The sequence below is a fragment of the Enterobacter cloacae complex sp. P40C2 genome, from assembly GCF_014930695.1.
GTDB lineage: Bacteria > Pseudomonadota > Gammaproteobacteria > Enterobacterales > Enterobacteriaceae > Enterobacter > Enterobacter pasteurii.
Map to the genome: position 1 here is coordinate 412,034 of NZ_JADBRP010000001.1, position 25,019 is coordinate 437,052.

The window sequence follows — 25,019 nt, forward strand, 5'->3', positions numbered from 1 at the left end:
ATGACAACCCAGTACGGATTTTTTATTGATTCCAGCCGGTGCACCGGGTGCAAAACCTGCGAGCTGGCCTGTAAGGACTACAAAGACTTAACCCCGGACGTCAGCTTCCGCCGTATTTACGAATACGCGGGCGGCGACTGGCAGGAGGATAACGGCGTCTGGCATCAGAACGTCTTTGCCTACTATCTGTCGATTGCCTGCAACCACTGCGAAGATCCGGCCTGCACCAAGGTCTGCCCGAGCGGTGCGATGCACAAGCGCGACGACGGGTTTGTGGTGGTGGACGAGGATGTCTGCATTGGCTGCCGCTACTGCCACATGGCCTGCCCGTACGGCGCGCCGCAGTACAACGCCGCCAAAGGCCACATGACCAAGTGCGACGGCTGCCACAGCCGCGTGGCGGACGGCAAAAAGCCGATCTGCGTCGAGTCCTGCCCGCTGCGCGCGCTGGACTTCGGCCCGATTGAGGAGCTACGCAAAAAGCACGGCCAGCTTGCCGCCGTTGCGCCGCTGCCGTCTGCGCACTTTACGAAGCCGAGCATTGCGATCAAACCTAACGCCAACAGCCGTCCGACGGGTGACACCACCGGCTACCTGGCAAACCCGAAGGAGGTGTGAGATGGGAAGTGGATGGCATGAATGGCCGCTGGTAATCTTCACGGTCTTTGGGCAGTGCGTGGCCGGGGCGTTAATCGTGATGGGTTTCGCCTGGCTCAGGGCAGAAGACGATGCGGCTAAAAAACGTATCGTGCGCAGCATGTTTTTTCTCTGGGTCGTGATGGGGATTGGGTTTATGGCCTCGGTACTGCACCTTGGCTCACCGCTGCGCGCCTTTAACTCGCTTAACCGGGTCGGATCTTCTGCCCTGAGTAATGAAATCGCGGCAGGTTCGATCTTCTTTGCCGTGGGCGGATTCTGGTGGCTGGTGTCGGTTATCGGTAAAATGCCCCCTGCTTTAGGGAAAGTGTGGCTGGCCGTCAGTCAGATACTGGGGCTCGTCTTTGTCTGGGCGATGACCCGGGTCTATCAGATTGATACCGTTCCGACCTGGTACACGGGCTATACCACGCTGGCCTTCTTCCTGACGCTGGCTCTTGCTGGTCCGCTGCTGGCCGCGCTGCTGCTTCGCGCCGCAAACGTCGCGTTCAGAGGGACTTTTGCCGCCTCCGTCAGCGCGCTGGCGCTGCTGGTCAGCGTGGGTGCGATCGTGCTGCAAAGCAACGCGCTGGCAACGATCCACAGCGCCATCCAGCAGGCCAGCGCTCTGCTGCCTGATTATGGCTCGCTTCAGGTATGGCGCATCGCGCTGCTGGCGGCGGGTTTAGGCTGCTGGATCTGCCCTCTTATTCGTCGCCAGGAACCAAAAACGCTCGGCCTGTTCGCCGGCTTCGTGCTGGTGGTGCTGGGTGAACTTATTGGCCGTGGGCTATTCTATGGTCTGCATATGACCGCTGGACTGGCGATTGCCGGTTAACACAGGCGCGCGGGGCAGCCCGCGCGCAAGTAAGGAATGTTGTAATGAATGACCTCTCACATCGCGAATCGTTCGCGTACAGCGCCCGGGTACTGGGTGCGCTATTTTATTTTGCCCCGGACAGCGAACAGACCGCGCCGCTGGTGAGCGCCCTTACCGCAGGTGACTGGGTTCAGGAGTGGCCGCTGGCGCAAGAAAGCCTGCTGCCCGTCGCCGATACGTTTAAGGCTCAAACAGATGAAGCGTTGAAGGACGCCTGGCAGCGTCTGTTTATTGGCCCGTATGCCTTACCCGCTCCACCGTGGGGCTCCGTCTGGCTGGATCGCGAGTCCGTGCTGTTTGGCGATTCGACCCTTGCGCTGCGCCAGTGGATGCGTGAAAACAATATCGCTTTTGAGATGCAGCAGAATGAGCCGGAAGATCACATCGGCACGCTGCTGATGCTGGCGGCGTGGCTCGCCGAAAACGGACGCGACGCAGAGCGCGACCAGCTTCTGGCCTGGCATCTGCTGCCGTGGAGCACGCGTTTTCTCTCCGTGTTTGTTGAAAACGCGGCGCATCCTTTCTACGTCGCGCTGGGTAAACTGGCTCAGCTGACGCTGGCAGACTGGCAATCCACCCTGCTCATCCCCGTTGCCGAAAAAACGCTGTACCGGTAGACGCTTCTGGCTTGCGCATCCTTTGGGCAAGCCATCTATGTACATTTTTGCTGCAACGCGGATCCGGACCTGTTATACTGTATATAATTACAGTACCGGAGGCGCAAAATGGCTGTTGAAACAAAATTCGTTGTCGTAAGAAAAGGTGAAGAGAAAATGACTTTTGCCAGTAAGAAAGAGGCTGACGCTCACGACAAACTGCTCGACATGGCAGAAGCGTTCACCGACTGGCTGCTGCAAAGCGGAATGCAGATGGATGAAACGCAGGCGGAAAACCTTGGGCTCTATCTCGCCGAGCAGAAAGAGGCCGTGCAGCATATTCTGCGTACCAGCAGGCTTCCCGATCTTAATGCCGCCCCTGTTGCCGATAAGACAGACGCAGAGGCGGATGGCGGTAAGAAAATCAGAGCCGTTAAGGCTGCCTGATCGTCAGAACGCTTCATCACCGATCCTTACGCCGCAGGCTGGAAACAGCTCGCGGCGTTTTTATTAGCCTGGACATTCCTGGCCGTTCGCACCCTGCGAGGGGCGAAGGTTCTCAAAGCCCCTGCATTAAAAGCGTATATCTGTCCATATAGCCTCCATCATTTGCGAAAATTAAATCAATGATCCTCTGACAGAATGCACATTCTGATATGGAGGCGAAATGAATAAAATAAAATACCACCTTAGGTACCTGGAATATTTTTTAAGAAAGTATAAAACGCTCTTAACTAATGATATGGCTTTCCATCTGGCCAGACTTAAAAGAGTGACGGGTGTTAGCGCGGATTTACGCAACCCGTCAACGCTTAATGAGAAAATTTGCCACCGCATCTTATTTGAACATAATCCATTTTACACAATGTTAGCTGATAAGCTTGCCGTAAGAGAGTACGTGGCAAAAAGCACGTCTTTAGTTAAGCTTATTCCGCTGGCCGGCGTTTATAACAGAGTGGAAGATATTGACGTCGAAACACTACCTGATCGGTTCGTATTGAAATGCAATCACGACAGTGGAAGCGCTATCGTCTGCAAAGATAAAGCGTATTTTGAACCCAGGAAAGCACTGACCAGGCTGAAGCTTTCGCTAAAAAGAAACATGTATTATACAACCAGAGAATGGCAATATAAGGATATTAAGCCCGTCATTATTTGCGAACCTTACCTTGATTTATTTGCAGATAAGGACAGGAGCGTTACGCCAGAGATGTTAAGAGTACACTGTTTTCATGGTAAAGCCTGCTTCATCGAAGCTGACTTTACAGATGACAAGGGACAAGGATTCATTAATGTCTATGACAGTTCATGGACTTTGCAGCCCTTTCAAATGGAATATCCCAACACGCCACAACCGGTTGATGAGCCTGAATCATTTGCTAAATCGGTCATTGCTGCCCAGGAATTGTCGAAAGACATCAGCTATTGCCGCATCGACCTCATGCTAAAAGGGCCGGACCTGTATTTCAGTGAAATAACCCTGAGCCCAAAAAGAGGGAAGCTGAAGATAACCCCAGCGGAGTGGGATGCTAAACTTGGCAGTTTGTGGAACCATACCCTGGCTGACAACAGGCTCAATTGAGCCTGTGCAGTCAGGTTTTTATACTGGCCACGATAGTTTGAACAGCGAGCCGTTTTCTCGCGTTAAGCTATAGCTAACGCTTCCTCCGTGCGCGTGCATAATGGCCTTAACTACCGACAGCCCTAAACCGCACCCATCAGGATTGACCTTTCTGGCCTCTTCCCCTCGCTGAAAAGGCTGGAATAAAGACTTCTGCAATGCTTCCGGAATTCCAGGGCCTTTATCCTGAACGAGGATATAGTTATCGTTTCCCATAACGCCATTCTTGATTAAGAGGGTCTGTGACGTTGAATATTTTAAGGCGTTGTCGAACAGCACCGTCAGGCACTGAATAATACGTAAAGGGTCGCAAACGCTTCGCTGATATTTAAGCTCAGGAATGATTACAAATTGTTTAGCTTTAAAATCAGGCAAAAAGGTTTCGATCGCATTTGAAATCGTTGCCGCAAGATCGACCTCGCTGAGCATCAGGGAATAACCTGCCCCACCTGAGGAGCTCACTACGCGAAGATCCTCAATTAAGCTGGTCAATCCTTCCGTTTGTTTCAGGAGGTTTTTTAATAGCGCCGGGTCTGGTTCGAAAACGCCGTCAACCAGTCCCTGAAGCCTTCCCCGCAAAATAGTCACCGGCGTGCGAAGCTCATGGGCGATTGCCGCATTCCATAAATTCCGCTGCGTATCCAGCGTTTGTAATTTTTCCGCCATCTCATTAAAGTCATTAACGAGATTATTCATCTCACCCAGCTGGGAGCTGCCGCCACACGCTCTGGCGCTAAGATTTCCCTGCGCGATCTGCTTCAGGCTGAACGCCACGTCGTTCAGCGGTTTTAAGATCCTCGCAGACAGTTTGACGGTGAAGAAGAGTGAAACGACCAGACTGGTAAGTGAAGCGATCAGGATCCACATCCAGTCGAGGAAGGTCATATTTTCTTCATTACCCGCATTCGTCCCGCCCGGCAGAAAGTCGATCAGGAAGCTGTAGAATAAATAGGATCCCAGCACGGCAATGGCGATAATGATGAACGTTAACGACAGCATATGCGTCAATATTTGACGGCTCAGAAACGTTTCTTTGTTCATTTTTTTTCACCCAGCCGGTAGCCTAATCCTCTGATGCTTTCAGGCATCCCCTTAAGCCCGGCTTGTTCAAGCTTTTTCCTCAGTTTGCTCATATGACTGTCTACCGTGCGGTCCAGCGTGTCCCCTTCAGGCAAACACGCGTCGAGTAACTCTTCACGTGAACATACCTTTCTTGGGTTTCTGGCTAAATAGGTCAGAAGCTTAAATTCAGTGGTCGTGAGTACCGGCGCGTGAACCTCACCCTCGATAGTAATTTCAATATAAAATTCATCGGGAAAAATTGTCAGATACGGCGTTCTTACAGGCCGTGAATGCGGAGCCTCAACTCTCGTTCTGGTTCTGCGAAGTACCGCTTCCACTCTGGCAATAACCTCTGAGGGATTAAAAGGCTTTATGACATAGTCGTCAGCCCCAAGCCGCAGCCCCATAAGCTTATCAACGTCCTGATCCAGTGCGGTAACCATGATGACGGGTACGCTGGTTTCTTTTCTCAGGGTGGTCAGTACATTCCAGCCATCGTATACGGGCAGGTGAATGTCCAGCAGCAGGAGATCCGGTTTATGTATACGGGTAAGATTGATCGCCTGCTCACCATCTTCAGCTCTTAGGGTTTTCATTCCTGCCTTATGCAAATAGCCCGTCAGTATGGCAGCGATGTCATCATCGTCTTCGGCGACGATAATCAGAATGTTGTTGTTCATATTTTCTTCCACAGTACTGATGACAGCGAGGATTTTATCCTGAAAGGTCTTTTAACAACATGGTTAAAAATTATTCGCTGCATTATTATCAACATCTCTTACAGCAGTGCTGTCTGACAGGAAAACCAGGGAGAAGTTCATGAAATTATGCCTGAGGCTTTAAAAAGGTTTTTGCGTTCTCCATACTGGCTACACAATTCAAAAATAACAAAGCAACATTGTCACGTAATAATGATCGTACAGGTAATAAGCGTTCGGGACTCCAGCGACTTTCTTCTGCCCTCGCAGGATAAAGCGCCATAGCAAGACAGCCGCTGCTGCGTAAGGAAAACTATCATAATGGCTAAATTTAATTTACGACATGAAAACGTCGTGGCCTCGTTTTTATACGCATTAGTTTCATGGGGCTTACTATACGCCTGGCTTTGTCTTATGCATTATTTCAATGAAAAAGGAGAGTCAACCTTACCTTTTTCATCACCGATCCGAATATCAATAGCTATAGCCGTGTTGTTTTTCATCATACAGAAAAGACCGGGAGTACTGAAAACCTTCTTTATCATTACATCGGGAACAATATTAACATTCCTGCAAATCATTACTGCCCTGCATTTACTTTTAAAAATCATGCCAGACGTTAGCGATTTGGTTTTTTATTACGAGTGTTTTTTACTGCTGTTTTTTTGCGGCTTGCCCATGTACTTATGTTTACGAATGATTTGATTACACGCCCTGCCATTATGAAAAGTACCTAAGCGTTGGCTACACATAGCCTCCATAAAACCTCCACTTGCGGGTGACATGATGAAGATATACTCAGCGCATACCAACCGATACTTACCTGAGCGAACGTCATTAACCAGCGGCAGAATGCTCTCGCCGCTTCGATGCAAAATATATATACAAGATGATCTGTAAAGACAAAACAAACGTGCCTGCGGCCTCTGGAGTTGCGCTTTCACTTAAGAGACTCGCCTTCCGCCACAAAAAAAAGTTGTGTATTACTTTCCTGCTCGTTATTGCTGAAAACGTTGCTTTCCTGCTGTATCCCGTTCTGGCGGGCGTGGCGATAAATGCGATACTGGCGGGTCAAACCTCCCGTGCGGCCATTTATGGCCTGATGGTGCTGTTCATGTGGTGCATCGGCGCCGCACGACGCAGCGTCGATACGCGAACCTTTGCACGTATCTACGCAAGCCTTGCGGTGACGGTTGTTATCGCTCAACGGAAATACTCGCTTAGTCACTCGACTATCGCCGCGAGAGTCACGCTATCGCGAGAATTTGTGGATTTCTTCGAGCTGCATTTGCCCGTATTTATCACCTCGATTGTTTCGCTTTTCGGCGCGGCAGCGATGCTGTTATGGATTGATTTTTGGGCAGGTGCGATCTGTTTCATCATCGTGGCAATACTGATGGCCTTCGTTCCGGGCTATGCCTTTAAAAACGAGACGTTATACCGTCGGCTTAATAATCGCCTTGAAAAAGAGGTGGATTACGTTAGCAGGGCATCGTTTGGATCCCTGAGCAGACATTATGACACGCTTGCCCGCCTGCGCATGGTCTTGTCCGACAGAGAGGCGTGGGGATATTTTTCCATCGGCATTCTGGTATTTATCCTCTTTTCGGTGACGATTATCAGAATGAGTCTGCAGTCCGGGATCAGCGCTGGTTATATTTATTCCGTAATGACTTATATGTGGATGTTTGCTACAAGCCTGGATGATGCGCCCCATCTCCTCGAGAAATTCTCCCAGCTCAGGGATATCGGTAAGCGGGTTTCTACGGACGATGAAACACCCTTATCAAAATAAACAACTTGACGATAAACTCTTATACGCTGACTGGATAAATCTGTAATGTCACATTTTTTTATTGAACGGCCCATTTTTGCTTGGGTTGTCGCGCTGTTTATTGTTCTTACAGGAATATTGTCTATTCCTCGCCTTCCCGTTGCGCAATATCCTGCCGTTGCGCCGCCGGGCATTATTATTTCAGTCAGTTATCCTGGCGTTAGCCCGGATGTGATGAACACGTCCGTAGTATCGTTGATTGAGCGTGAAATTTCTGGCGTTGACGATTTGCTCTATTTCGAGTCCTCCACTGACAACACGGGGATGGCAACGATTACGGTAACGTTTAAGCCAGGGACCGATATTAAAATTGCTCAAATGGATCTGCAAAACCAAATTAAGATTGTGGAGCCGCGCCTGCCGCAACCGGTGAGGCAAAATGGCATAAGCGTTGAGGCAGCCAACTCCGGTTTTTTAATGATGGTAGGATTGAAATCAAAAAAAGGAGAATATCAGGAAGCTGACCTGAGCGATTATTTTGCCAGAAACGTCACGGACGAACTCCGACGCGTACCCGGTGTAGGTAAAGTCCAGCTTTTTGGAGGGGAAAAGGCGCTCCGCATATGGCTGGATCCGATGAAATTACACGCGTATGCGCTGTCGGTCACCGACGTATTAAACGCTATCAGCCATCAAAACGTGATTGTTTCTCCGGGCAGAACGGGAGATGAACCTGCAACCAGCGGACAGGGGGTGAGTTATCCTATAACGGTAAAAGGGCAACTCTCTTCGGTAGAGTCGTTTCGTAACATCACGATCAAATCAGAGACCTCCGGTGCTCGCCTGAGGCTGGCAGACGTTGCCCGCGTGGAGATCGGATTGCAAAGCTATGCATTTGGGATACGCGAAAATGGCGTGCCAGCAACGTCTGCCGCTATACAGCTTTCTCCCGGCGCAAATGCGATGAGTACTGCCGCCGGCATCCGCGCGCGGCTGGCGGAGCTATCCGATGTGCTTCCAGAGGGCATGGCGTTTACCGTACCTTTCGATACGTCTCCGTTTGTTAAGCTTTCTATCCTGAAAGTGGTTGAGACATTTATCGAAGCGATGGTGCTGGTGTTTTTTGTGATGCTGCTTTTTCTGCACAAGATTCGCTGCACGCTTATTCCCGCGATTGTGGCGCCGGTGGCCCTGCTCGGGACCTTTACCGTTATGCTATTCAGTGGTTATTCCATCAATATTTTGACCATGTTTGGTATGGTGCTGGCCATCGGAATTATCGTTGACGATGCAATTGTTGTGGTAGAAAACGTTGAGCGCCTGATGGAAGAAAAAAATATGTCTCCTCAGGAAGCGACGCGAGAAGCGATGAGTGAAATTACTCCGGCCATTATCGGCATTACGCTGGTGCTTACCGCGGTATTTATACCTATGGCTTTCGCCAGCGGATCCGTTGGTATCATTTATCGACAGTTTTGTATTTCGATGGCGATCTCTATTTTACTTTCAGCATTCCTGGCGCTGACGTTAACCCCTGCGCTTTGTGCGACCCAGCTCAAGCCTCATAGCAATCATCACGGTATAAGCAGAGCATTTTCAGTATGGTTCAACGCGCGCTTTCACAGGCTAACCGCATTTTACCTTTCCGGTCTGGGATTTGTGCTCAAGCGTACCGGCCGCATGATGTTGATTTACGCAGCGTTATGTTTAGCACTGTATGCGGGCCTGTCTTCTTTGCCTTCTTCATTTTTGCCAGACGAAGACCAGGGGTATTTTATGTCGTCAATCCAGCTCCCCTCTGATGCCACCATGCAGCGAACGCTAAAGGTCGTTGATAAATTTGAAGAGGAAATCGCTCGGCGTCAGGCGATACAAAGTAACATTATGATCCTCGGATTTGGTTTTTCTGGCTCGGGTCAGAACTCGGCCATGGCATTCACCACGCTTAAAGACTGGAAGCAACGCCAGGGAGCCACGGCGCAGAGCGAAGCTGACGCCATTCAGACCAGAATGGCGAACGTGCCTGACGCGGTGACCATGAGCCTGCTGCCTCCGGCAATTTCGGATATGGGTACCTCATCCGGCTTCACCTATTATTTACAGGACAGGGGCGGTAAAGGTTATCCGGCGCTGAAAGCCGCGGCAGACGAACTTGTTATGCAGGCGAATCAGCATGAACAGCTGGCCGATGTTTATATCGATGGGCTTAGTGAGGGAACCAGCCTCGCGCTTGATATCGACAGGGAGAAGGCAGAAGCCATGGGCGTGTCGTTTGATGAAATCAATCAAACTATTTCCGTGGCGACAGGCTCGAATTATGTCAATGATTTTACCAACAACGGCAGGGTTCAGCAGGTTATCGTTCAGGCGGATGCCCCCTACCGGATGCAGCCAGAACAATTGCTGGCCCTGTCTGTCAGGAATCGTCTCGGGAAAATGGTTCCCTTATCGACTTTTGTGACGCTTTCCTGGAATGTCGCCCCGCAGCAGCTGAACCGCTATCAGGGATTTCCTGCCCTGCGCATAACCGGAAGTGCGGCTCAGGGAAAATCGACGGGTACCGCAATGGACGTGATGGACAGCCTGGCGCGGCGCTTACCTGCGGGCTTTGCAGGTGAATGGGCAGGCAGCTCCTTACAGGAAAAGGAGTCCGCTGCCCAGTTCCCGGCGCTGATTGCCCTGTCGATACTGGTGGTATTTATGGTGCTGGCGGCACTTTACGAAAGCTGGTCTGTTCCGTTCGCGGTAATGCTTGCTGTTCCGCCAGGGCTGGTCGGCGCCGTGCTGGCCGTCTCCATTGCGAATAGCGCCAACGATGTCTTCTTTAAGGTCGGCCTGATAACCCTGATCGGACTCTCCGCCAAGAATGCGATTCTTATCATTGAATTTGCGAGGCAGCTGGTGAACGAAGGGCATAACCTGGTTGATGCGACAGTGACCGCAGCGAAGCAGCGCTTGCGGCCAATACTGATGACCTCTCTGGCGTTTACCTTAGGCGTGGTTCCGCTGATGCTTGCCAGAGGCCCCAGCGACAGCACCCAGCATGCTATCGGAACGGGCGTTTTCGGCGGAATGCTCAGCGGCACGCTACTGGCCATTTTCTTCGTCCCGGTATTCTTCGTCGTGATTACGCGGTTGACTGAAGTGCGAAAAGGCAGGTTAGTAAAACGCCAGGACGTCTGAGATCGTCCACTCTCCCGGCCAGTCCAGAGCTTTTTATCTCCGGGCTGGCTTATAGCATCTCAGGCTCTGAATAGCGCGCTACGTCATCACACATTTCCTGCAGCTCGTTGATCAGTCTTGCCACATGGAAACCATCGCACACGGAGTGATGAACCTGAACGGCGAAAGGCAGCAAGACTTTCCCGTCCTGCGCGTAATATTTCCCGAAGGTGAACATGGGTGCAAAAAAGTTCCGCATGTTAGCGACGTTGACATTAAAAGTGGTGAAACTCACCCAGGGAATATTCGATATGAAGAAAACATTTTCCCGGGACTCTTCCTTAGGCCAGTAGGCAAGGTTATCACCATAGCGAGAAACGTCTTCTGCATAAACGTTCTGAAAGTGACTAATATTCCCGTCAAAGTGGCTCCATAATGATGAAAACGTCTCCGTCTCTTTATGGAATAGGGTGTACCCTGGATGCACCTCGTTCCATATTATAAGCTCATCATCCTTCATGGCCATGCGGAATTCCGGATGCCGGTTAACGGCTTTAGAAATAAGGGCAATAATCGCAGGATAAAATTTCCAGCCAGCCTGTTTGATATGTTTTAGCAGCGCGGTAATGTCCAGCTGAACCGTTTGGTTAAACGTGGATTGAGCAAAGCCCTGAAATACCGCAAAGTGTTCCTTTCTTGCCCAACGGGATAGATCAACAGTCGTATATTCTGCCGTTATTTTTGTCATTTCTTAGCCTTAGTTGAGCAGCGCAATATAAAATAGTAGCGTATCACAACCATAGTGGCTGTATAGGCCGTAGCGTAGATGGCCCTTAAATTTTCAGCGTATCAATCACGGCTCTCAGCGCCGGCGACACGTTACGGTGCGGATAATAGAGATATAGCCCGTCCATCCGCAGGCTGTAGCGCTGCAAAACGCGTATCAGCGTGCCGCGCTCCAGATCGTCAGCCACCAGCTCAACCGGGACATAGGCCAGCCCAAGCCCCAGGCGCGCCGCTTCGGCCTCCATATAGCTGTCCGAAAAGGCCCACTGGCCCTCGGGGCGATGCGTAAAACGCTTTTCGTTCTGCACCAGTTCCCACTGATAGTGGCTACCGTCGGCAAACTGATAGGCAATGCACGGATGGGCAACTAAATCTGCGGGCGTCTGCGGAAAACCGTAGCGACGAAAATGTTCCGGGGCGGCCACCACGGCCATTTCCATATCGGACGTGATGCGTACGGCAATCATTCCCTGCCCCACCTCCGGCCCCAGCCGGACGCCCGCATCAAACCGTTCGGCGATAATGTCCACGAAGCGACTTTCATTCATCAGCTCCAGCCGAATATCCGGGTAGCGCTGTTTGAATACGGCAAGCTTTGGCAGCAGGCATTTTTCGATGGCGTGCTGGCTGGCATTGATGCGCACGGTTCCGGCAGGCGTCTGGCGGTAATGTGCCAGCCGGGTAAGGCCAGAATCGAGCGAGTCAAAGGCCGCGCCCGCGGTCTGATACAGCTGTTCCCCGGCGTGGGTCAGCGACAGTTTACGCGTGGTCCGCACCAGAAGCTGAACGCCCAGCCGCTCTTCCAGCTCCCGAACCGAGCGGCTGATTCCAGATTGTGCAAGCCCAAGCCGCTGTGCGGCTGCCGTAAAGCTTCCCTCGCGCACCACCTGAATAAACAGATACAGCTCGTTGTAGTTTTCCCGCTTCGCCATCGCCCCTCCATTTATAACAATATGATATTAATTTTAGCATCTTTCGGCCTCTAATCATCACTATTACTGCTAACTATAATGACCCCCATCACAACAACACGCGGTACCTCTTATGAAAATATTCACCCAAAAACTATCCGTAGCGATGCTGCTTTGCGCATCATTAAGTGGAGTGACGACAATGAGTTATGCAGAAACAACGAATCCAAACGCGCCCGTTTCGATGGCGACCACCTGGGATAAAACGTTCGCCGAGAGCGATAAAGTCGACCATCGCAAGGTGACGTTCCAGAACCGGTACGGGATCGCCCTGGTTGGGGATCTCTACATTCCTAAAAACCGCGGCGACCACAAGCTGGCAGCGATTGCCGTCAGCGGGCCTTTTGGCGCGGTCAAAGAACAATCCAGCGGACTGTACGCCCAGACTCTGGCTGAAAAGGGTTTCGTTACCCTGGCGTTCGACCCGTCTTATACCGGTGAAAGTGGCGGCCAGCCGCGCAACGTAGCCTCTCCTGATATCAACACCGAAGACTTTAGCGCCGCGGTGGATTTCCTGGGATTACAGAAAGAAGTTGACCGTAACCGTATTGGCATTCTCGGCATCTGCGGCTGGGGAGGAATGGCGCTGAACGCGGCATCCATGGATACCCGCGTGAAGGCGGTTGCCACCAGCGTCATGTATGACATGAGCCGCGCGATGGGTCACGGCGTGGGCGACGGGAAAGATCGTTACACGACGGCCGATCGCCGGGCCGTATTGCAGTATCTGAACGCACAGCGCTGGAAAGATGCCGAAAGCGGCAACTACGCCCACGGCGGCCACGATATTTATGTTGATGAGAACGGTAAGGTGACGGCGGCCGAACGGATCCTGCCGGAAGCGTTACCCGCCGATCCGCATCCGGTACTGAAAGAGTTTTATGACTATTACCGTATGCCGCGCGGCTTCCACGCCCGTTCCGTTAACTCCACCGGCGCGTGGACCGCGACAATGCCGTTATCCTTTATGAATATGCCGCTGCTGAGCTATGCCGGGGAGATCGCCATTCCGACGCTGATTGTGACCGGTGAAAACGCGCACTCTCGCTATTTTGCGGAAGACGCGTTTAAGGCCGTCGGCAGTAAACAGAAAGAGCTGGTGATTGTCCCGGGCGCAAACCACGTCGACCTCTACGACAACGCCGCGGGGAAAATCCCGTTCGTGCAGTTTGCGCAGTTCTTCAAAACCAGCCTGAAATAATACGCACAGCCCCCGAGTCTCAAGGGGGCTTCTCTTCTCTCCGCTGTGAATTACGATTATGTCTACGCTGAACCCCATCACATCCCGTAATACTGAACCTGCGCGCTGGGGAGGTATTTTTGCCATGACCCTGTGCGTATTCGTTCTGATTGCCTCGGAATTTATGCCCGTCAGCCTGCTCACGCCCCTTGCCCGGGATTTAGGCGTGACGGAGGGGCTGGCAGGCCAGGGCATCGCCATTTCCGGTGCGCTGGCTGTCCTGACCAGCCTTTTTCTTTCCCAACTTGCCGGGAATATGAACCGTAAATATCTTCTGCTGGGCATGACCATGCTGATGGCGCTATCGGGGATCGTCATCGCTTTCGCCCCGAACTATCTGATCTATATGACGGGCCGGGCGCTGATCGGCATTGCCATCGGCGGGTTCTGGTCGATGTCTGCCGCAACGGCCATCCGCCTGGTGCCACAGCATCAGGTCTCCCGTGCGCTGGCGATTTTCAACGGCGGCAACGCGCTGGCGACGGTTGTCGCCGCGCCGCTGGGCAGCTATCTTGGATCGACCATCGGCTGGCGAGGCGCGTTTCTCTGCCTGGTTCCCGTGGCGATAGCGGCGTTCGTCTGGCAATGGTTTAGCCTGCCCGCTATGAACGCAAACCAGGGCCAGGGGTCACGCAAAAGCGTATTTCGCCTGATTCGCCAGCCCGCGGTTTCCGTCGGTCTGATGGCGTGTGGTCTGTTCTTTATGGGCCAGTTTGCGTTATTTACCTATGTTCGTCCCTTCCTTGAAACCGTCACGCAGGTGAGCGCCTCCGGCCTGTCGCTGATCCTGCTGGCTATCGGAATAGCGGGTTTTGTCGGCACGCTGATCGTGGCCCTGGTACTGAATGCCGCCTTTTACCGGACATTAATGGCCATACCTTTGCTGATGGCGATAATTGCTGGCGTGCTGATCCTGGCCGGGCACAGCCTGTGGATCGTTGCCCTGCTGTTTGGGTTCTGGGGAATGCTGGCAACGGCGGCGCCCACGGGCTGGTGGACGTGGCTCGCCCGGACGCTCCCGGAAGATGCCGAGGCGGGCGGTGGGCTAATGGTAGCGGTGATTCAGCTCTCCATCGCGCTCGGCTCGACGGCAGGTGGCCTGATGTTTGACTTCCTTGGATGGCAGAGCACCTTCGGGCTGAGCGGCATATTACTGCTGAGCGCGGTGGGGCTGACCTTTAAGGCGTCGCGCTACGCAAGATAAGGCATTATATTAACAGGGTTATTTTATTTAATTACAAAACCACGCACACCTCCCGATGAAATAATAATTAAGCAATATCCTGGTCAGCCAGCGATATCGCTTTGTTAGCTTGAAGAATCAGGCAAAGCTCAAACGGGAGGTATTCTTTGCTGATTAAATTAAAGAAAGAACGAACGCATCAGGAGGATCGCCGTCTTGCTCTGTGGCTGGCGACCTCCGCGGGTCTGCTGAATGCCATTGCGCTGGGCGCGTTTGGTTTTTTTCCCTCCCACATGACGGGTAACACCTCGCAGCTATCCAGCGAAGTCTCCTCCACCGATCTTAACGATATCCTTTTCTTTGGCGCCATTATTCTGTCGTTTGTGACGGGCGCCATTGTCGCCAGAATGATTGTTATCTGGGGCATTATTCATAACGTCAGGCTGGTATTTAGCCAGGTTCTGCTGGTGGAAGGTTTTTTGCTGGCCGGGGTCTCTCTCTACGAACTCTATTTCCACTCCTTCGCCACAAATCAGGAAATTATTCTTTTCCTGTGTGGACTGATGGGGATCCATAATTCCACCTCGACACAGCTTTCAGGCGGGCGGGTGAGATCAACCCATATTACCGGCACGCTAACCGATGCGGGCATTTCGCTGGCCTCCGTCATGGTCGCCATGCTGCGCCGGGATTACTCAAAGGACACGGCGGCGCAGAAAAGCCAGCTAAAAACCCATTTAACCACCCTGTTCTCGTTTATCACCGGCGGTATAGCGGGGCTGATCCTCTTTCGCTGGTTTGGATTCAACGCGATGCTGGCGCTGGGGCTGATGCTGGTACTCGTGGCTGGCTTCTCGATCGTTCGCATCTCATGGCGTGTTCGAAAGGTTCGTGCCGCCCTGAGCCGATAGCCCGTCGCTATGCCTTAGGTGACGTTGTCACTTAAGGCACTTCTCTTTAAGACTATTCTGCCTTCCCGCTGACAGCCCTTATCGCATAAGGCTTAGTCCAGGTTGTCACTAATTTCATAGGGTTACTGTTTTACCCCCTTCGCTGGAACCCGTCCCATTCGCTTGCTATAGGTGAAGTACCCCTGCCGAAACATGGCATAACAACAGGCAACCGGTGGTTGCTATAACGCATGCGCACAGGGAGACACACCGCAATGCACCCATTACTCAAACGATCGCTGCTTTTTATCGGCGCCATTATCGTGGTTCTCGCCCTCCTCGTCTGGGGAATCGGGCCTGAGACGATTAAGGCGCGCCAGGTTGACCTGCTCTATCTCGGACGGCAGCACCTGATTCTGGTCTTCTCATCGATGTTCTTTGCCCTGCTGGTCGGTATTCCAAGCGGTATTCTGCTGAGCCGCCCGGCCGCGCGAGGTATCGCTGAATACGTGATGCAAATCTTCAACGTGGGCAATACCCTTCCTCCGCTGGCGGTGCTGGCGCTGGCGATGGTGGTGATTGGCATTGGCGATAAGCCAGCCATTATCGCCCTGTTCCTCGCCTCGCTGCTGCCGATTGTGCGTAATACCTATGCCGGGCTGTGCTCCGTTCCCTCATCGTTGCTGGAAGCGGCGAACGGCATTGGCATGACCAAATGGCAGCGCCTGCGCCAGGTTGAGATCCCCAACGCCTGGCCGGTGATGCTCTCCGGGATCCGCATTGCCACCGCGATTAACGTCGGCACCGCACCGCTGGCGTTCCTGATTGGTGCCAGCAGCTACGGCGAGCTGATATTCCCCGGCATTTATCTGAATGACTTCCCGACGCTGATCCTGGGCGCGGCGGCTACCGCCCTGTTCGCCCTGATCCTGGATACCCTGCTGGCCACGCTGGGCCGCGTGATGAGCCCACATCTCGCTCGATAACAATAACAAGGAGCTTCTATGAGACCGTTTTCCCGCCTGGCGGCGCTGTGTGCCGCCGCGCTCTTCTCCAGCCACGCGCTGGCGGCCCCGCTGATCCTGGCGACCAAAAGCTTTACCGAGCAGCACATCCTGTCGGCCATGACCGTGCAGTACCTGCAAAAGAAAGGCTTTCAGGTGCAGCCGCAAACCAATATTGCAACGGTAATTTCCCGTAACGCGATGATCAACAAGCAGATCGATATGACGTGGGAATATACCGGTACGTCGCTAATCATCTTTAACCACATCAACAAGCGCATGTCGCCGCAGGAGTCTTACGAGACGGTGAAACGCCTGGACGCAAAGCACGGCCTGGTGTGGCTTAAACCTGCCGATATGAACAACACCTACGCCTTCGCCATGCAGCGCAAGCGCGCCGAGGCGGAACATATCAACACCATGTCTGAGATGGTGGCAAAGATTGAGCATGTCCGTAAAACCGACCCGGATAACAACTGGATGCTGGGTCTTGACCTGGAGTTTGCCGGACGCAGCGACGGGATGAAACCGCTGCAGGCGGCCTACGGCATGGAGCTCGACCGCCCGCAGATCCGCCAGATGGATCCCGGTCTGGTCTATAACGCGGTGCGCGACGGCTTTGTCGATGCGGGGCTGATTTACACCACCGACGGGCGGGTAAAAGGTTTCGATCTCAAAGTACTGGAAGATGATAAAGGCTTCTTCCCGAGCTACGCGGTGACGCCGGTCGTGCGTAAAGACACGCTGGAGGCCAACCCGGGGCTGGAAGAGGCGCTTAACACCCTCTCAGCCCAGCTTAACAACGACATTATCACCGAGCTGAACAAGAAGGTGGATATCGACCATCAGTCACCGCAGCAGGTCGCCCGTGATTTCCTGCGTAGCAAACGGCTGCTGTAGGAGGCGCTATGGAGACCATTCACTACATTTTCGACAACTGGGACTATCTGCTCACCCTGACGCTTCAGCATCTGTGGCTGGTGGCCCTGGCCGTGGGGCTGGCGATTATTATTGGCGTTCCGCTGGGCATTCTGATCGTTCGCCACAAATGGCTGGCTACGCCGGTGCTGGGGATTGCCACCATCGTGCTCACCATCCCGTCTATCGCGCTTTTCGGCCTGATGATCCCGCTCTTTTCGCTGATCGGTCAGGGCATTGGTGCCCTGCCCGCCATTACGGCGGTGTTCCTCTACTCGCTGCTGCCGATAGTGCGTAATACCCATACAGCGCTCGACAGCCTGCCCCCCGGGCTGCGCGAAGCGGGACGCGGTATCGGCATGACCTTCTGGCAGCGCCTGCGCTGGGTGGAAATCCCAATGGCGCTGCCGGTGATCTTCGGCGGGATCCGCACCGCCGTGGTGATGAACATCGGCGTTATGGCGATTGCCGCCGTAATCGGCGCGGGCGGGCTCGGCCTGCTGCTGCTTAACGGCATTGGCGGAAGCGATATTCGCATGTTGATTGCGGGCGCGCTGATGATCTGTCTTTTAGCGATTGTGCTCGACTGGCTGCTGCACCGTTTGCAGGTAGTACTGACTCCGAAGGGGATTCGATAATGATAAAACTGGAAAACCTCACCAAACAATTTTCACAGAAGCACGGCCAGACCGTTAAGGCCGTCGACAACGTTAACCTGAACGTGCCCGAAGGGGAAATGTGCGTGCTGCTCGGCCCGTCCGGCTGCGGGAAAACCACTACCCTGAAGATGATTAACCGGCTTATCGCCCCCAGCAGCGGTAAGATCCTGATTAACGGCGAAGACACCAGCGGAATGGACACCGTTACCCTGCGCCGCAACATTGGCTATGTGATTCAGCAGATTGGCCTGTTCCCGAACATGACCATCGAAGAGAACATCACCGTTGTGCCGCGCATGCTGGGCTGGGACAAAGCCCGCTGTAAAGCCCGTGCCGAAGAGCTGATGGATATGGTGGCGATGGATCCGCACAAGTTCCTGAACCGCTATCCGCGCGAGATGTCCGGCGGCCAGCAGCAGCGTATCGGCGTGATCCGCGCGCTGGCGGCGGATCCGCCGGTACTGCTGATGGATGAGCCATTCGGCGCTGTGGACCCGATCAACCGTGAGGTGATCCAGAACCAGTTCCTGGAAATGCAGCGCAAGCTGAAAAAGACCGTCATGCTGGTGAGCCACGATATTGACGAAGCGCTCAAGCTGGGCGATCGCATCGCCGTTTTCCGCCAGGGGCGTATCGTCCAGTGCGCCAGCCCGGACGAGCTGCTGGCGAAGCCGGCCAACGAGTTTGTCGGCTCTTTCGTGGGCCAGGATCGCACGCTGAAACGCCTGCTGCTGGTTTCCGCGGGTGACGTGACCGATCGGCAGCCTACCCTCACGGTGCGCGAATCAACGCCACTGGCGGAGGCCTTTGCCATCATGGACGATAACGATATTCGCGCCATTACCGTGGTTGACGAACAGGGCAAACCGCTGGGCTTTGTGAAGCGCCGCGAAGCGCGTAATGCTATCGGCGCCTGCGTCGACATCCTCCATCCGTTCCGCATGACCGGTAAGGCCGAAGACAACCTGCGCGTGGTGCTTTCTCGCCTGTATGAAAGCAACACCAGCTGGATGCCGATCGTGGACGAAGACGGACGCTACAACGGCGAAATTTCTCAGGATTATATTGCGGAATATTTGAGTTCAGGGCGCACGCGCCGGGCGCTGAATATTCATAGCGACAGTTAAACACCCACGCCGGGCTATGCCCGGCCTCTTTTCGCACGCATACCTTTTGCTAACCCCTCGTTTTCCTATCACAATATCCTATCGTCTCCGTTTAATTCTGCCCCATGCAACGTCTTCATACTTACCCCGATATCCGCGCGATGTTTCGCCGGCTTCTGATCGCCACCGTGACCGGCGTGCTGGCGGCGCTGGCCGTAGCGGCATTTCGCCACAGCATGTATCTGCTGGAGTGGCTGTTTCTCAGCAACGAAAGCGGTAGCCTGGTGAACGCCGCCGCCGCGTTATCTCCCTGGCGTCGGGCGCTGACGCCCGCGTTGGGCGGCCTGGCCGCAGGCATCCTGCTGTGGGGATGGCAGCGCATGACGGCACAGCGCCCGCACGCGCCTACCGACTATATGGAAGCGCTGGACACGGGTGACGGCCAGTTTGATTACGGCGCCAGCCTGGTGAAATCCCTCGCGTCGCTGCTGGTGGTCTCCAGCGGGAGCGCCATCGGCCGTGAGGGTGCCATGATCCTGCTCGCGGCGCTCGCCGCCTCCTTTTTTGCACAGCGTTTCACACCGAAATCTGAATGGAAACTGTGGATAGCCTGCGGTGCCGCCGCCGGGATGGCCAGCGCCTATCACGCGCCGCTGGCCGGGAGCCTGTTTATCGCTGAGATCCTGTTCGGCACCCTCATGCTGGCCTCGCTCGGCCCGGTAGTGATTGCCGCCGTGGTGGCGCTGCTCACCACGCGTCTGTTAAGCCCGGGCGCAAACACGCTCTATGCGGTGCGCCTGAGCGAAGCCTTAACGGCCGCAGATTATGCACTGATGGTTGGCGTCGGCTTGCTGGCAGGGGTTTGCGGCCCGCTGCTGATGTGGCTGATGGGGTTTAGCCATACGCTGTTTCTGCGTCTGAAGCTTTCGCCGCCGTGGCAGCTGGCGCTGGGTGGGCTGATCGTCGGGCTGCTGTCGCTGCTAACGCCTAAGGTTTGGGGTAATGGCTACAGCGTGGTTCAGACATTTTTGCAGTCGCCACCGCTGCTGTCGGTGATTGCGGGCGTCTTTATCTGCAAGCTGCTGGCGGTGCTGGCGAGCAGCGGCTCCGGTGCGCCCGGAGGGGTATTCACGCCAACGCTGTTTGTCGGTATGGCGACCGGCATGCTGTTTGCGCAGCTATTTGCCCTGTGGTTTCCTGGCGCTGGGACGGCGATTTTGCTCGGGCTGGCGGGGATGTCGACGTTGCTCGCCGCCACCACGCATGCGCCGATCATGTCGGCCCTGATGGTATGTGAAATGACCGGGCAGTATGTCTTACTCCCCGGCTTGCTGGTTGCCTGCGTGGTGGCGTCCGTACTGTCGAGGACGTTACGCCACGACTCGATCTACGGGCAGCATACCGCCGAAAGCAGAGAGATCGACGTAGTGCGCTAGGTCGCGTTGTTCGGCGCGGGGCAGATAAGGCAGTTCACCCACCAGCGGACCAGGCAGTTTTTTGCTCAGCACGTCGATGATTTCAGCGTAGTGCGCAAGGCCCGGGTTAATCCGGTTCGCCACCCATCCAATCAGCGGCAGGCCGTCATTCGCAATAGCCTGCGCCGTCAGCAAGGCGTGATTGATGCACCCTTCCTGAATACCCACCACCATCACCACCGGCAGTTGCTCCTGCACCACCCACTCGGATAGCGGACGCAAATCGTTCATCAGGCTGCGCCAGCCGCCGGTACCTTCAACGACAACGTGGTCAACCTGCTCACTCAGGTTTGCCAGGCCATCAGAAAGCAGGCTGTAGTTAATCAGCCCGCTGTGGGCGACGCTGCTCTCCTCCTCGCTCAGGGCGATGGGATTAACGGCGTCATAGGGCAGCTCCAGAGACGAGACGCTTTGCAGAACCAGGGCGTCTTTATTACGCAGCCCTTCTGGCGTCTCTTTACTGCCTTTTGCAACCGGCTTGTATCCTGCAACGCGTTCACCCCTTGCCGCCAGGGCCTGCAACAACGCGCGGGATACCACTGTCTTCCCGACAGAAGTATCAGTACCAGTAATAAAGAAACGCTTAAGCATGACTCATTCCACCTCTTGGGTATGCTTCAAAAATATAAACCAGGTAAATAATTCAGTGGGGGAAAGTCTACGGGATGCGTGCGCTACCCGGCTTGAGATAGCGCAATTTTTCGTACATCAGTGGAAAAGAGTTAGCCCTGCAGTAAACGAATCAGCAGCGAGCCGTTGTACATCGCATCTTTAACCAGCGCGGCGCCCGCCATCGTTCCCTGGTTGGAGAACTGGGTGCTTTCGACCACGATATTTTTGCTATAAGCGGGAAGCGCCTGCTGGCTGATACAGGCGGAGATCGCCGGAAAGAGGATTTCTGCCGCCTGGCTGAGCGGCGAGCCAATCAGGATTTTTTGCGGATTGAACAGGTTCACCATTATGGCCAGAATGCGCCCGACGTTATTGCCCACGCCAGTAATGATGTCCTTCGCCAGCAGATCGCCCTGCCTTGCCGCCGCGCACAGGGCGTCGACGCTCAGCGGCTGCCCATGCAGCGTGGAGCTCATCGACTGGCTGAGCCGCACCTGCGCCAGCTCCAGCACGCTTTCGACGCTGGCGATCGTCTCCAGGCAGCCGTGGTTACCGCAGTAGCAACGTTTGCCGTAGGGATCGACCTGCGTATGGCCGATCTCCACCAGGCTGCTGCTGCCGGCGTGTAAAAGTCGTCCGTCGGTGATCACCCCCGCCCCGACGTTGTGGTCAATAACAACCTGAATCACGTCTCGTGCGCCGCGGGAAGCCCCAAACAGCGCCTCGGCCATCGTCCAGGCGCTGATATCATGCTGAATGTAGACCGGCACGCCGGTATGGCTTTCCAGCACTTCTCCCAGCGGCATCTCTTTGACGTTTTCATAAAACGGCATGCGGTGCACAATGCCATTTTCGGTATCAATAATTCCCGGCAGGGTAATTGCAATTGCCGTCAGGCGTTCGAGGCGCTGCTGATGGCGAATAAAGAACTGGTCGATATGGATCAGAATGGCGTCAAGAAGAGGTTGTTCTGCGTCGAGCGGGAGTTCCAGCCGGTCTTCCACCACCAGCTTGCTGCTCAAATCTCGCAGCGCGAGAAAGATTTCCCCGCGGCTAATGCGCAGCGACAGGTAGTGCCATGCCTCGGTTTCGACCACCAGCCCTACCGCCGGACGGCCGCGGCTGCCAGGCTCCTGAATTTCCGTCTCCTGAACCAGATGGGCTTCCAGCATTTCGCGGACAATCTTGGTGATACTGGCGGGTGCCAGCTGTGCCAGGCGCGAAAGATCGATACGCGAAACCGGACCGAGCTGATCAATCAGGCGATAAACGGCGCCCGCGTTGGTCTGCTTTATCTGATCGATATGCCCTGGCTGACTATCAGCAACCACCTCGTACTCCCTTATTTTCGAGCTTCGAAATAAACTGAGGGCTATGGTGAAGCACTTCAATGGCCGACGTCAAATTTTTACTTAGCCATGTGATTTACTGCACATTTTTGCCCACTTTCCCCTATAAATAGCGCCCGTGAGAGGCGGTAATTAGCGCTGCTTTGAAACGCTGTGCCGCGTGGCTTTGTTCATGATGTTTAGACCACACCAGCCACATCTCCGACACCGCATCCGGCTCGGCAATAGTTACCCAGCGCATTTCCGGCAGCTGCACCCGCTTGAACGAGGCCGGAAGAATCGAAACGCCAAGCCCTGCGGCAACGAGACCAATGATCGTCATTGCTTCTCCTACCTCCTGGGCGATGGTCGGAACAAGCCCATAGCGCCGCATCAGGCCGAGAATATCGTCGTACAGCCCGGTCCCCACCTGCGGGTCAAAAAAGACAAACGGCTCTTTCGCCAGTTCAGCCAGCGTGACGCTGTGCTTAGCGGCAAGAGAATGGTCGCGGGGGATCATCGCCATCAGCGGTTCCCGCAGGATCACCTGCCACGCCAGGGTATCAGGCAACCGCGTGTTGCGCATCAGCCCCAGGTCGAGCGAGCCTTCATTGAGCGGCGATATTTGTTCCCGGGTATTTATTTCGCGAGTCTGAATATGCACGTCGGGAAAGTTGCGGCGAAACGATGACAGCGTTTGTGAAACGGCGCTGATAAAGGGAGCCGACGAGGTAAACCCGATGCGCAACTCCCCCGTTTCGCCAAGATAGAGCCGCTCCGCTCTGGCCGCGGCGTCATCCACCATGCTCAGGATTTGTCGGCTGTCGGCGAGAAACTGCTTCCCCGCCGCCGTCAGGCTCACGCTGCGGTTGGTTCGCGCCAGCAGGCGCGCGCCCACCTGCTGCTCCAGGATCTGGATCTGCTGGCTTAGCGGCGGCTGAGAGATGTTCAGCCTTGCCGCGGCGCGGCCAAAATGCAGTTCTTCGGCGACGGCAACAAAATAACGCAAATGGCGCAGTTCGATATTCATATTTATAAAGTATCATTTGAGATTATTAATATATTAGACAGAATATTTACATTTTCCTACCCTGATCCTGTGGTCATACCCGTCACCAGAAATCACGGGGATGTTTAAGCAAGGATTACGTGTGAGTCGTACAACAGCTGTTGATGTCGCGCCGGCAAGCGACATTGATGCCTTACCCGCAGCACCGCAGCCGGTTCAGTTTATTAAGCGTGGTACACCGCAGTTTATGCGCGTCACCCTGGCGCTCTTTTCCGCAGGTCTCGCCACCTTTGCCCTGCTCTACTGCGTACAGCCTATTCTGCCGGTCCTGTCGCATGAGTTTGGCGTGTCGCCGGCCAGCAGCAGTATTTCTCTCTCCATCTCAACCGGGATGCTGGCGATTGGCCTGCTGTTTACCGGGCCACTGTCGGACGCTATCGGCCGCAAGCAGGTCATGGTAACGGCGTTAATGCTGGCCTCCGTCTGTACCCTGCTGTCCACTATGATGACCAGCTGGCACGGCATTCTGATCGCGCGCGCGCTGATTGGCCTCTCCCTCAGCGGCGTGGCGGCGGTGGGGATGACCTACCTCAGCGAAGAGATCCACCCGAGTTTTGTGGCCTTTTCCATGGGGCTGTACATCAGCGGGAACTCTATCGGCGGGATGAGCGGACGCCTGCTGAGCGGCGTGTTTACGGATTTCTTTAACTGGCGCATTGCCCTGGCGGTTATCGGCTGCTTCGCGCTCGCCTCGGCGCTGATGTTCTGGAAAATACTGCCGGAATCGCACCATTTCCGCCCTACCTCCCTGCGCCCGAAAACGCTGTTTATCAACTTCCGCCTGCACTGGCGCGATAAGGGATTGCCGCGTTTGTTCCTGACCGGATTCCTGCTGATGGGCTCGTTCGTGACGCTGTTCAACTATATTGGCTATCGTCTGATGCTCTCTCCGTGGCATCTCAGCCAGGCGCTGGTCGGTTTGCTCTCCGTTGCGTATCTCACCGGAACCTGGAGTTCGCCAAAAGCCGGGGCCATGACGGCTCGCTACGGCCGCGGTCCGGTGATGCTGGCGTCCACCGCCGTAATGCTGTTCGGGCTGCTGATGACGCTTTTCTCCTCCCTTTGGCTGATTTTTGCCGGCATGCTGCTCTTCTCCGCCGGATTCTTTGCCGCGCATTCCGTTGCCAGCAGCTGGATTGGCCCGCGCGCGCGCCGCGCCAAAGGCCAGGCGTCGTCGCTGTATCTGTTTAGCTATTACCTCGGTTCCAGCATTGCCGGTACGCTCGGCGGCGTGTTCTGGCATCGCTACGGCTGGAACGGCGTGGGCGGGTTTATTGCCCTGATGCTGTGCGCTGCGCTGCTGGTGGGCGCCAGCCTGCATAAACGTCTGCATTAACATTCCTTCCTCT

At 54.6% G+C, this 25,019-nt stretch carries 23 protein-coding genes; 16 read left to right on the plus strand and 7 right to left on the minus strand.

Annotation, left to right across the window (positions count from 1 at the left end; translation table 11 throughout):
- The 5 genes from IM304_RS01930 to IM304_RS01950 all read left to right on the plus strand — a co-directional run bounded on the left by IM304_RS01930 (position 1) and on the right by IM304_RS01950 (position 3,694).
- Entirely contained in the window at positions 1-618 is a 618-nt protein-coding gene (locus IM304_RS01930) for a DMSO/selenate family reductase complex B subunit (RefSeq protein ID WP_148421066.1), read from the plus strand.
- A gap of 1 nt (position 619) precedes the next feature.
- Positions 620-1,474, plus strand: coding sequence for a dimethyl sulfoxide reductase anchor subunit family protein (locus IM304_RS01935; RefSeq protein ID WP_193356137.1), 855 nt, complete (start codon positions 620-622; stop codon positions 1,472-1,474).
- A 44-nt stretch (positions 1,475-1,518) separates the two neighbouring features.
- Positions 1,519-2,133, plus strand: a complete 615-nt coding sequence (gene dmsD, locus IM304_RS01940; RefSeq protein ID WP_193356138.1) for a Tat proofreading chaperone DmsD — start codon at positions 1,519-1,521, stop codon at positions 2,131-2,133.
- Positions 2,134-2,241: 108 nt separating this feature from the next.
- Entirely contained in the window at positions 2,242-2,559 is a 318-nt protein-coding gene (locus IM304_RS01945) for a YebG family protein (protein ID WP_176610453.1), read from the plus strand.
- 220 nt (positions 2,560-2,779) lie between these two features.
- A complete protein-coding gene (locus IM304_RS01950) occupies positions 2,780-3,694 on the plus strand; it encodes an ATP-grasp fold amidoligase family protein (protein ID WP_193356139.1) in 915 nt (304 codons plus the stop codon).
- A gap of 18 nt (positions 3,695-3,712) precedes the next feature.
- Here the strand turns inward: IM304_RS01950 and IM304_RS01955 are convergent, their stop codons facing one another.
- Both IM304_RS01955 and IM304_RS01960 read right to left on the minus strand, forming a co-directional pair.
- The gene (locus IM304_RS01955; RefSeq protein WP_193356140.1) at positions 3,713-4,774 is read right to left on the minus strand and encodes an ATP-binding protein; all 1,062 of its coding nucleotides are present in this window, start codon (positions 4,772-4,774) and stop codon (positions 3,713-3,715) included.
- On the minus strand, positions 4,771-5,475 hold the full coding sequence (locus IM304_RS01960; RefSeq protein ID WP_193356141.1) for a response regulator: 705 nt from the start codon (positions 5,473-5,475) through the stop codon (positions 4,771-4,773). Before IM304_RS01960 ends, IM304_RS01955 begins: the two co-directional genes overlap by 4 nt.
- 907 nt (positions 5,476-6,382) lie before the next feature.
- Here IM304_RS01960 and IM304_RS01965 point away from each other — a divergent pair.
- Positions 6,383-7,288 carry an ABC transporter six-transmembrane domain-containing protein gene (locus tag IM304_RS01965; protein WP_193356142.1) on the plus strand — a complete coding sequence of 302 codons (906 nt, stop codon included), beginning with the start codon at positions 6,383-6,385 and terminating at the stop codon, positions 7,286-7,288.
- A gap of 45 nt (positions 7,289-7,333) precedes the next feature.
- Positions 7,334-10,450 (plus strand): multidrug efflux RND transporter permease subunit, encoded by a 3,117-nt coding sequence (locus IM304_RS01970; RefSeq protein ID WP_193356143.1) that lies wholly within the window; start codon positions 7,334-7,336, stop codon positions 10,448-10,450.
- Positions 10,451-10,499: 49 nt separating this feature from the next.
- Here IM304_RS01970 and catA read toward each other — a convergent pair whose 3' ends face one another.
- Both catA and IM304_RS01980 read right to left on the minus strand, forming a co-directional pair.
- Positions 10,500-11,177: a type A chloramphenicol O-acetyltransferase gene (gene catA, locus IM304_RS01975; protein ID WP_193356144.1), complete on the minus strand. Its 678-nt coding sequence runs from the start codon at positions 11,175-11,177 to the stop codon at positions 10,500-10,502.
- An 85-nt stretch (positions 11,178-11,262) separates the two neighbouring features.
- Positions 11,263-12,147 (minus strand): LysR family transcriptional regulator, encoded by an 885-nt coding sequence (locus IM304_RS01980; RefSeq protein ID WP_193356145.1) that lies wholly within the window; start codon positions 12,145-12,147, stop codon positions 11,263-11,265.
- 112 nt (positions 12,148-12,259) lie between these two features.
- Between IM304_RS01980 and IM304_RS01985 the strand changes: the two genes are divergently transcribed.
- From IM304_RS01985 to clcB, 8 genes are all read left to right on the plus strand, one after another.
- On the plus strand, positions 12,260-13,387 hold the full coding sequence (locus IM304_RS01985) for an alpha/beta hydrolase (protein ID WP_193356146.1): 1,128 nt from the start codon (positions 12,260-12,262) through the stop codon (positions 13,385-13,387).
- Between the two features lie 58 nt (positions 13,388-13,445).
- Positions 13,446-14,630 (plus strand): MFS transporter, encoded by a 1,185-nt coding sequence (locus tag IM304_RS01990; RefSeq protein ID WP_193356147.1) that lies wholly within the window; start codon positions 13,446-13,448, stop codon positions 14,628-14,630.
- A gap of 146 nt (positions 14,631-14,776) precedes the next feature.
- On the plus strand, positions 14,777-15,520 hold the full coding sequence (locus tag IM304_RS01995; RefSeq protein WP_193356148.1) for a YoaK family protein: 744 nt from the start codon (positions 14,777-14,779) through the stop codon (positions 15,518-15,520).
- 254 nt (positions 15,521-15,774) lie between these two features.
- The gene (gene osmY / locus IM304_RS02000) at positions 15,775-16,485 is read left to right on the plus strand and encodes an osmoprotectant ABC transporter permease OsmY (protein ID WP_193356149.1); all 711 of its coding nucleotides are present in this window, start codon (positions 15,775-15,777) and stop codon (positions 16,483-16,485) included.
- An 18-nt stretch (positions 16,486-16,503) separates the two neighbouring features.
- On the plus strand, positions 16,504-17,403 hold the full coding sequence (osmX, locus tag IM304_RS02005) for an osmoprotectant ABC transporter substrate-binding protein OsmX (protein WP_193356150.1): 900 nt from the start codon (positions 16,504-16,506) through the stop codon (positions 17,401-17,403).
- An 8-nt stretch (positions 17,404-17,411) separates the two neighbouring features.
- Positions 17,412-18,059 (plus strand): osmoprotectant ABC transporter permease OsmW, encoded by a 648-nt coding sequence (osmW, locus tag IM304_RS02010; protein WP_045332238.1) that lies wholly within the window; start codon positions 17,412-17,414, stop codon positions 18,057-18,059.
- Positions 18,059-19,207: an osmoprotectant ABC transporter ATP-binding protein OsmV gene (gene osmV, locus IM304_RS02015; protein WP_193356151.1), complete on the plus strand. Its 1,149-nt coding sequence runs from the start codon at positions 18,059-18,061 to the stop codon at positions 19,205-19,207. Before osmW ends, osmV begins: the two co-directional genes overlap by 1 nt.
- Before the next feature lie 104 nt (positions 19,208-19,311).
- Positions 19,312-20,622 carry a voltage-gated ClC-type chloride channel ClcB gene (gene clcB / locus IM304_RS02020; RefSeq protein ID WP_193356152.1) on the plus strand — a complete coding sequence of 437 codons (1,311 nt, stop codon included), beginning with the start codon at positions 19,312-19,314 and terminating at the stop codon, positions 20,620-20,622.
- On the opposite strand, the gene bioD is transcribed toward clcB, so the two are convergent.
- The 3 genes from bioD to IM304_RS02035 all read right to left on the minus strand — a co-directional run bounded on the left by bioD (position 20,557) and on the right by IM304_RS02035 (position 23,631).
- Entirely contained in the window at positions 20,557-21,252 is a 696-nt protein-coding gene (bioD, locus tag IM304_RS02025) for a dethiobiotin synthase (protein ID WP_148418784.1), read from the minus strand. The two genes, clcB and bioD, sit on opposite strands and share 66 nt — an antisense overlap.
- A gap of 131 nt (positions 21,253-21,383) precedes the next feature.
- Positions 21,384-22,604, minus strand: a complete 1,221-nt coding sequence (mlc, locus tag IM304_RS02030; protein WP_176610463.1) for a sugar metabolism global transcriptional regulator Mlc — start codon at positions 22,602-22,604, stop codon at positions 21,384-21,386.
- A gap of 121 nt (positions 22,605-22,725) precedes the next feature.
- A complete protein-coding gene (locus tag IM304_RS02035; RefSeq protein WP_193356153.1) occupies positions 22,726-23,631 on the minus strand; it encodes a LysR family transcriptional regulator in 906 nt (301 codons plus the stop codon).
- Between the two features lie 121 nt (positions 23,632-23,752).
- Here IM304_RS02035 and IM304_RS02040 point away from each other — a divergent pair, with 121 nt between their 5' ends.
- Positions 23,753-25,006, plus strand: a complete 1,254-nt coding sequence (locus tag IM304_RS02040; RefSeq protein ID WP_193356154.1) for an MFS transporter — start codon at positions 23,753-23,755, stop codon at positions 25,004-25,006.
- Positions 25,007-25,019 lie beyond the last annotated feature (13 nt).

What these genes read in the sequence shown, in the direction of transcription:
- IM304_RS01930 (WP_148421066.1), top strand. Translation starts at nt 1, where the DNA reads ATGACAACCCAGTACGGATTTTTTATTGATTCCAGCCGGTGCACCGGG.
- IM304_RS01935 (WP_193356137.1), top strand. Translation starts at nt 620, where the DNA reads ATGGGAAGTGGATGGCATGAATGGCCGCTGGTAATCTTCACGGTCTTT.
- dmsD (WP_193356138.1), top strand. Translation starts at nt 1,519, where the DNA reads ATGAATGACCTCTCACATCGCGAATCGTTCGCGTACAGCGCCCGGGTA.
- IM304_RS01945 (WP_176610453.1), top strand. Translation starts at nt 2,242, where the DNA reads ATGGCTGTTGAAACAAAATTCGTTGTCGTAAGAAAAGGTGAAGAGAAA.
- IM304_RS01950 (WP_193356139.1), top strand. Translation starts at nt 2,780, where the DNA reads ATGAATAAAATAAAATACCACCTTAGGTACCTGGAATATTTTTTAAGA.
- IM304_RS01955 (WP_193356140.1), bottom strand. Translation starts at nt 4,774, where the DNA reads ATGAACAAAGAAACGTTTCTGAGCCGTCAAATATTGACGCATATGCTG.
- IM304_RS01960 (WP_193356141.1), bottom strand. Translation starts at nt 5,475, where the DNA reads ATGAACAACAACATTCTGATTATCGTCGCCGAAGACGATGATGACATC.
- IM304_RS01965 (WP_193356142.1), top strand. Translation starts at nt 6,383, where the DNA reads ATGATCTGTAAAGACAAAACAAACGTGCCTGCGGCCTCTGGAGTTGCG.
- IM304_RS01970 (WP_193356143.1), top strand. Translation starts at nt 7,334, where the DNA reads ATGTCACATTTTTTTATTGAACGGCCCATTTTTGCTTGGGTTGTCGCG.
- catA (WP_193356144.1), bottom strand. Translation starts at nt 11,177, where the DNA reads ATGACAAAAATAACGGCAGAATATACGACTGTTGATCTATCCCGTTGG.
- IM304_RS01980 (WP_193356145.1), bottom strand. Translation starts at nt 12,147, where the DNA reads ATGGCGAAGCGGGAAAACTACAACGAGCTGTATCTGTTTATTCAGGTG.
- IM304_RS01985 (WP_193356146.1), top strand. Translation starts at nt 12,260, where the DNA reads ATGAAAATATTCACCCAAAAACTATCCGTAGCGATGCTGCTTTGCGCA.
- IM304_RS01990 (WP_193356147.1), top strand. Translation starts at nt 13,446, where the DNA reads ATGTCTACGCTGAACCCCATCACATCCCGTAATACTGAACCTGCGCGC.
- osmY (WP_193356149.1), top strand. Translation starts at nt 15,775, where the DNA reads ATGCACCCATTACTCAAACGATCGCTGCTTTTTATCGGCGCCATTATC.
- osmX (WP_193356150.1), top strand. Translation starts at nt 16,504, where the DNA reads ATGAGACCGTTTTCCCGCCTGGCGGCGCTGTGTGCCGCCGCGCTCTTC.
- osmW (WP_045332238.1), top strand. Translation starts at nt 17,412, where the DNA reads ATGGAGACCATTCACTACATTTTCGACAACTGGGACTATCTGCTCACC.
- osmV (WP_193356151.1), top strand. Translation starts at nt 18,059, where the DNA reads ATGATAAAACTGGAAAACCTCACCAAACAATTTTCACAGAAGCACGGC.
- clcB (WP_193356152.1), top strand. Translation starts at nt 19,312, where the DNA reads ATGCAACGTCTTCATACTTACCCCGATATCCGCGCGATGTTTCGCCGG.
- bioD (WP_148418784.1), bottom strand. Translation starts at nt 21,252, where the DNA reads ATGCTTAAGCGTTTCTTTATTACTGGTACTGATACTTCTGTCGGGAAG.
- IM304_RS02035 (WP_193356153.1), bottom strand. Translation starts at nt 23,631, where the DNA reads ATGAATATCGAACTGCGCCATTTGCGTTATTTTGTTGCCGTCGCCGAA.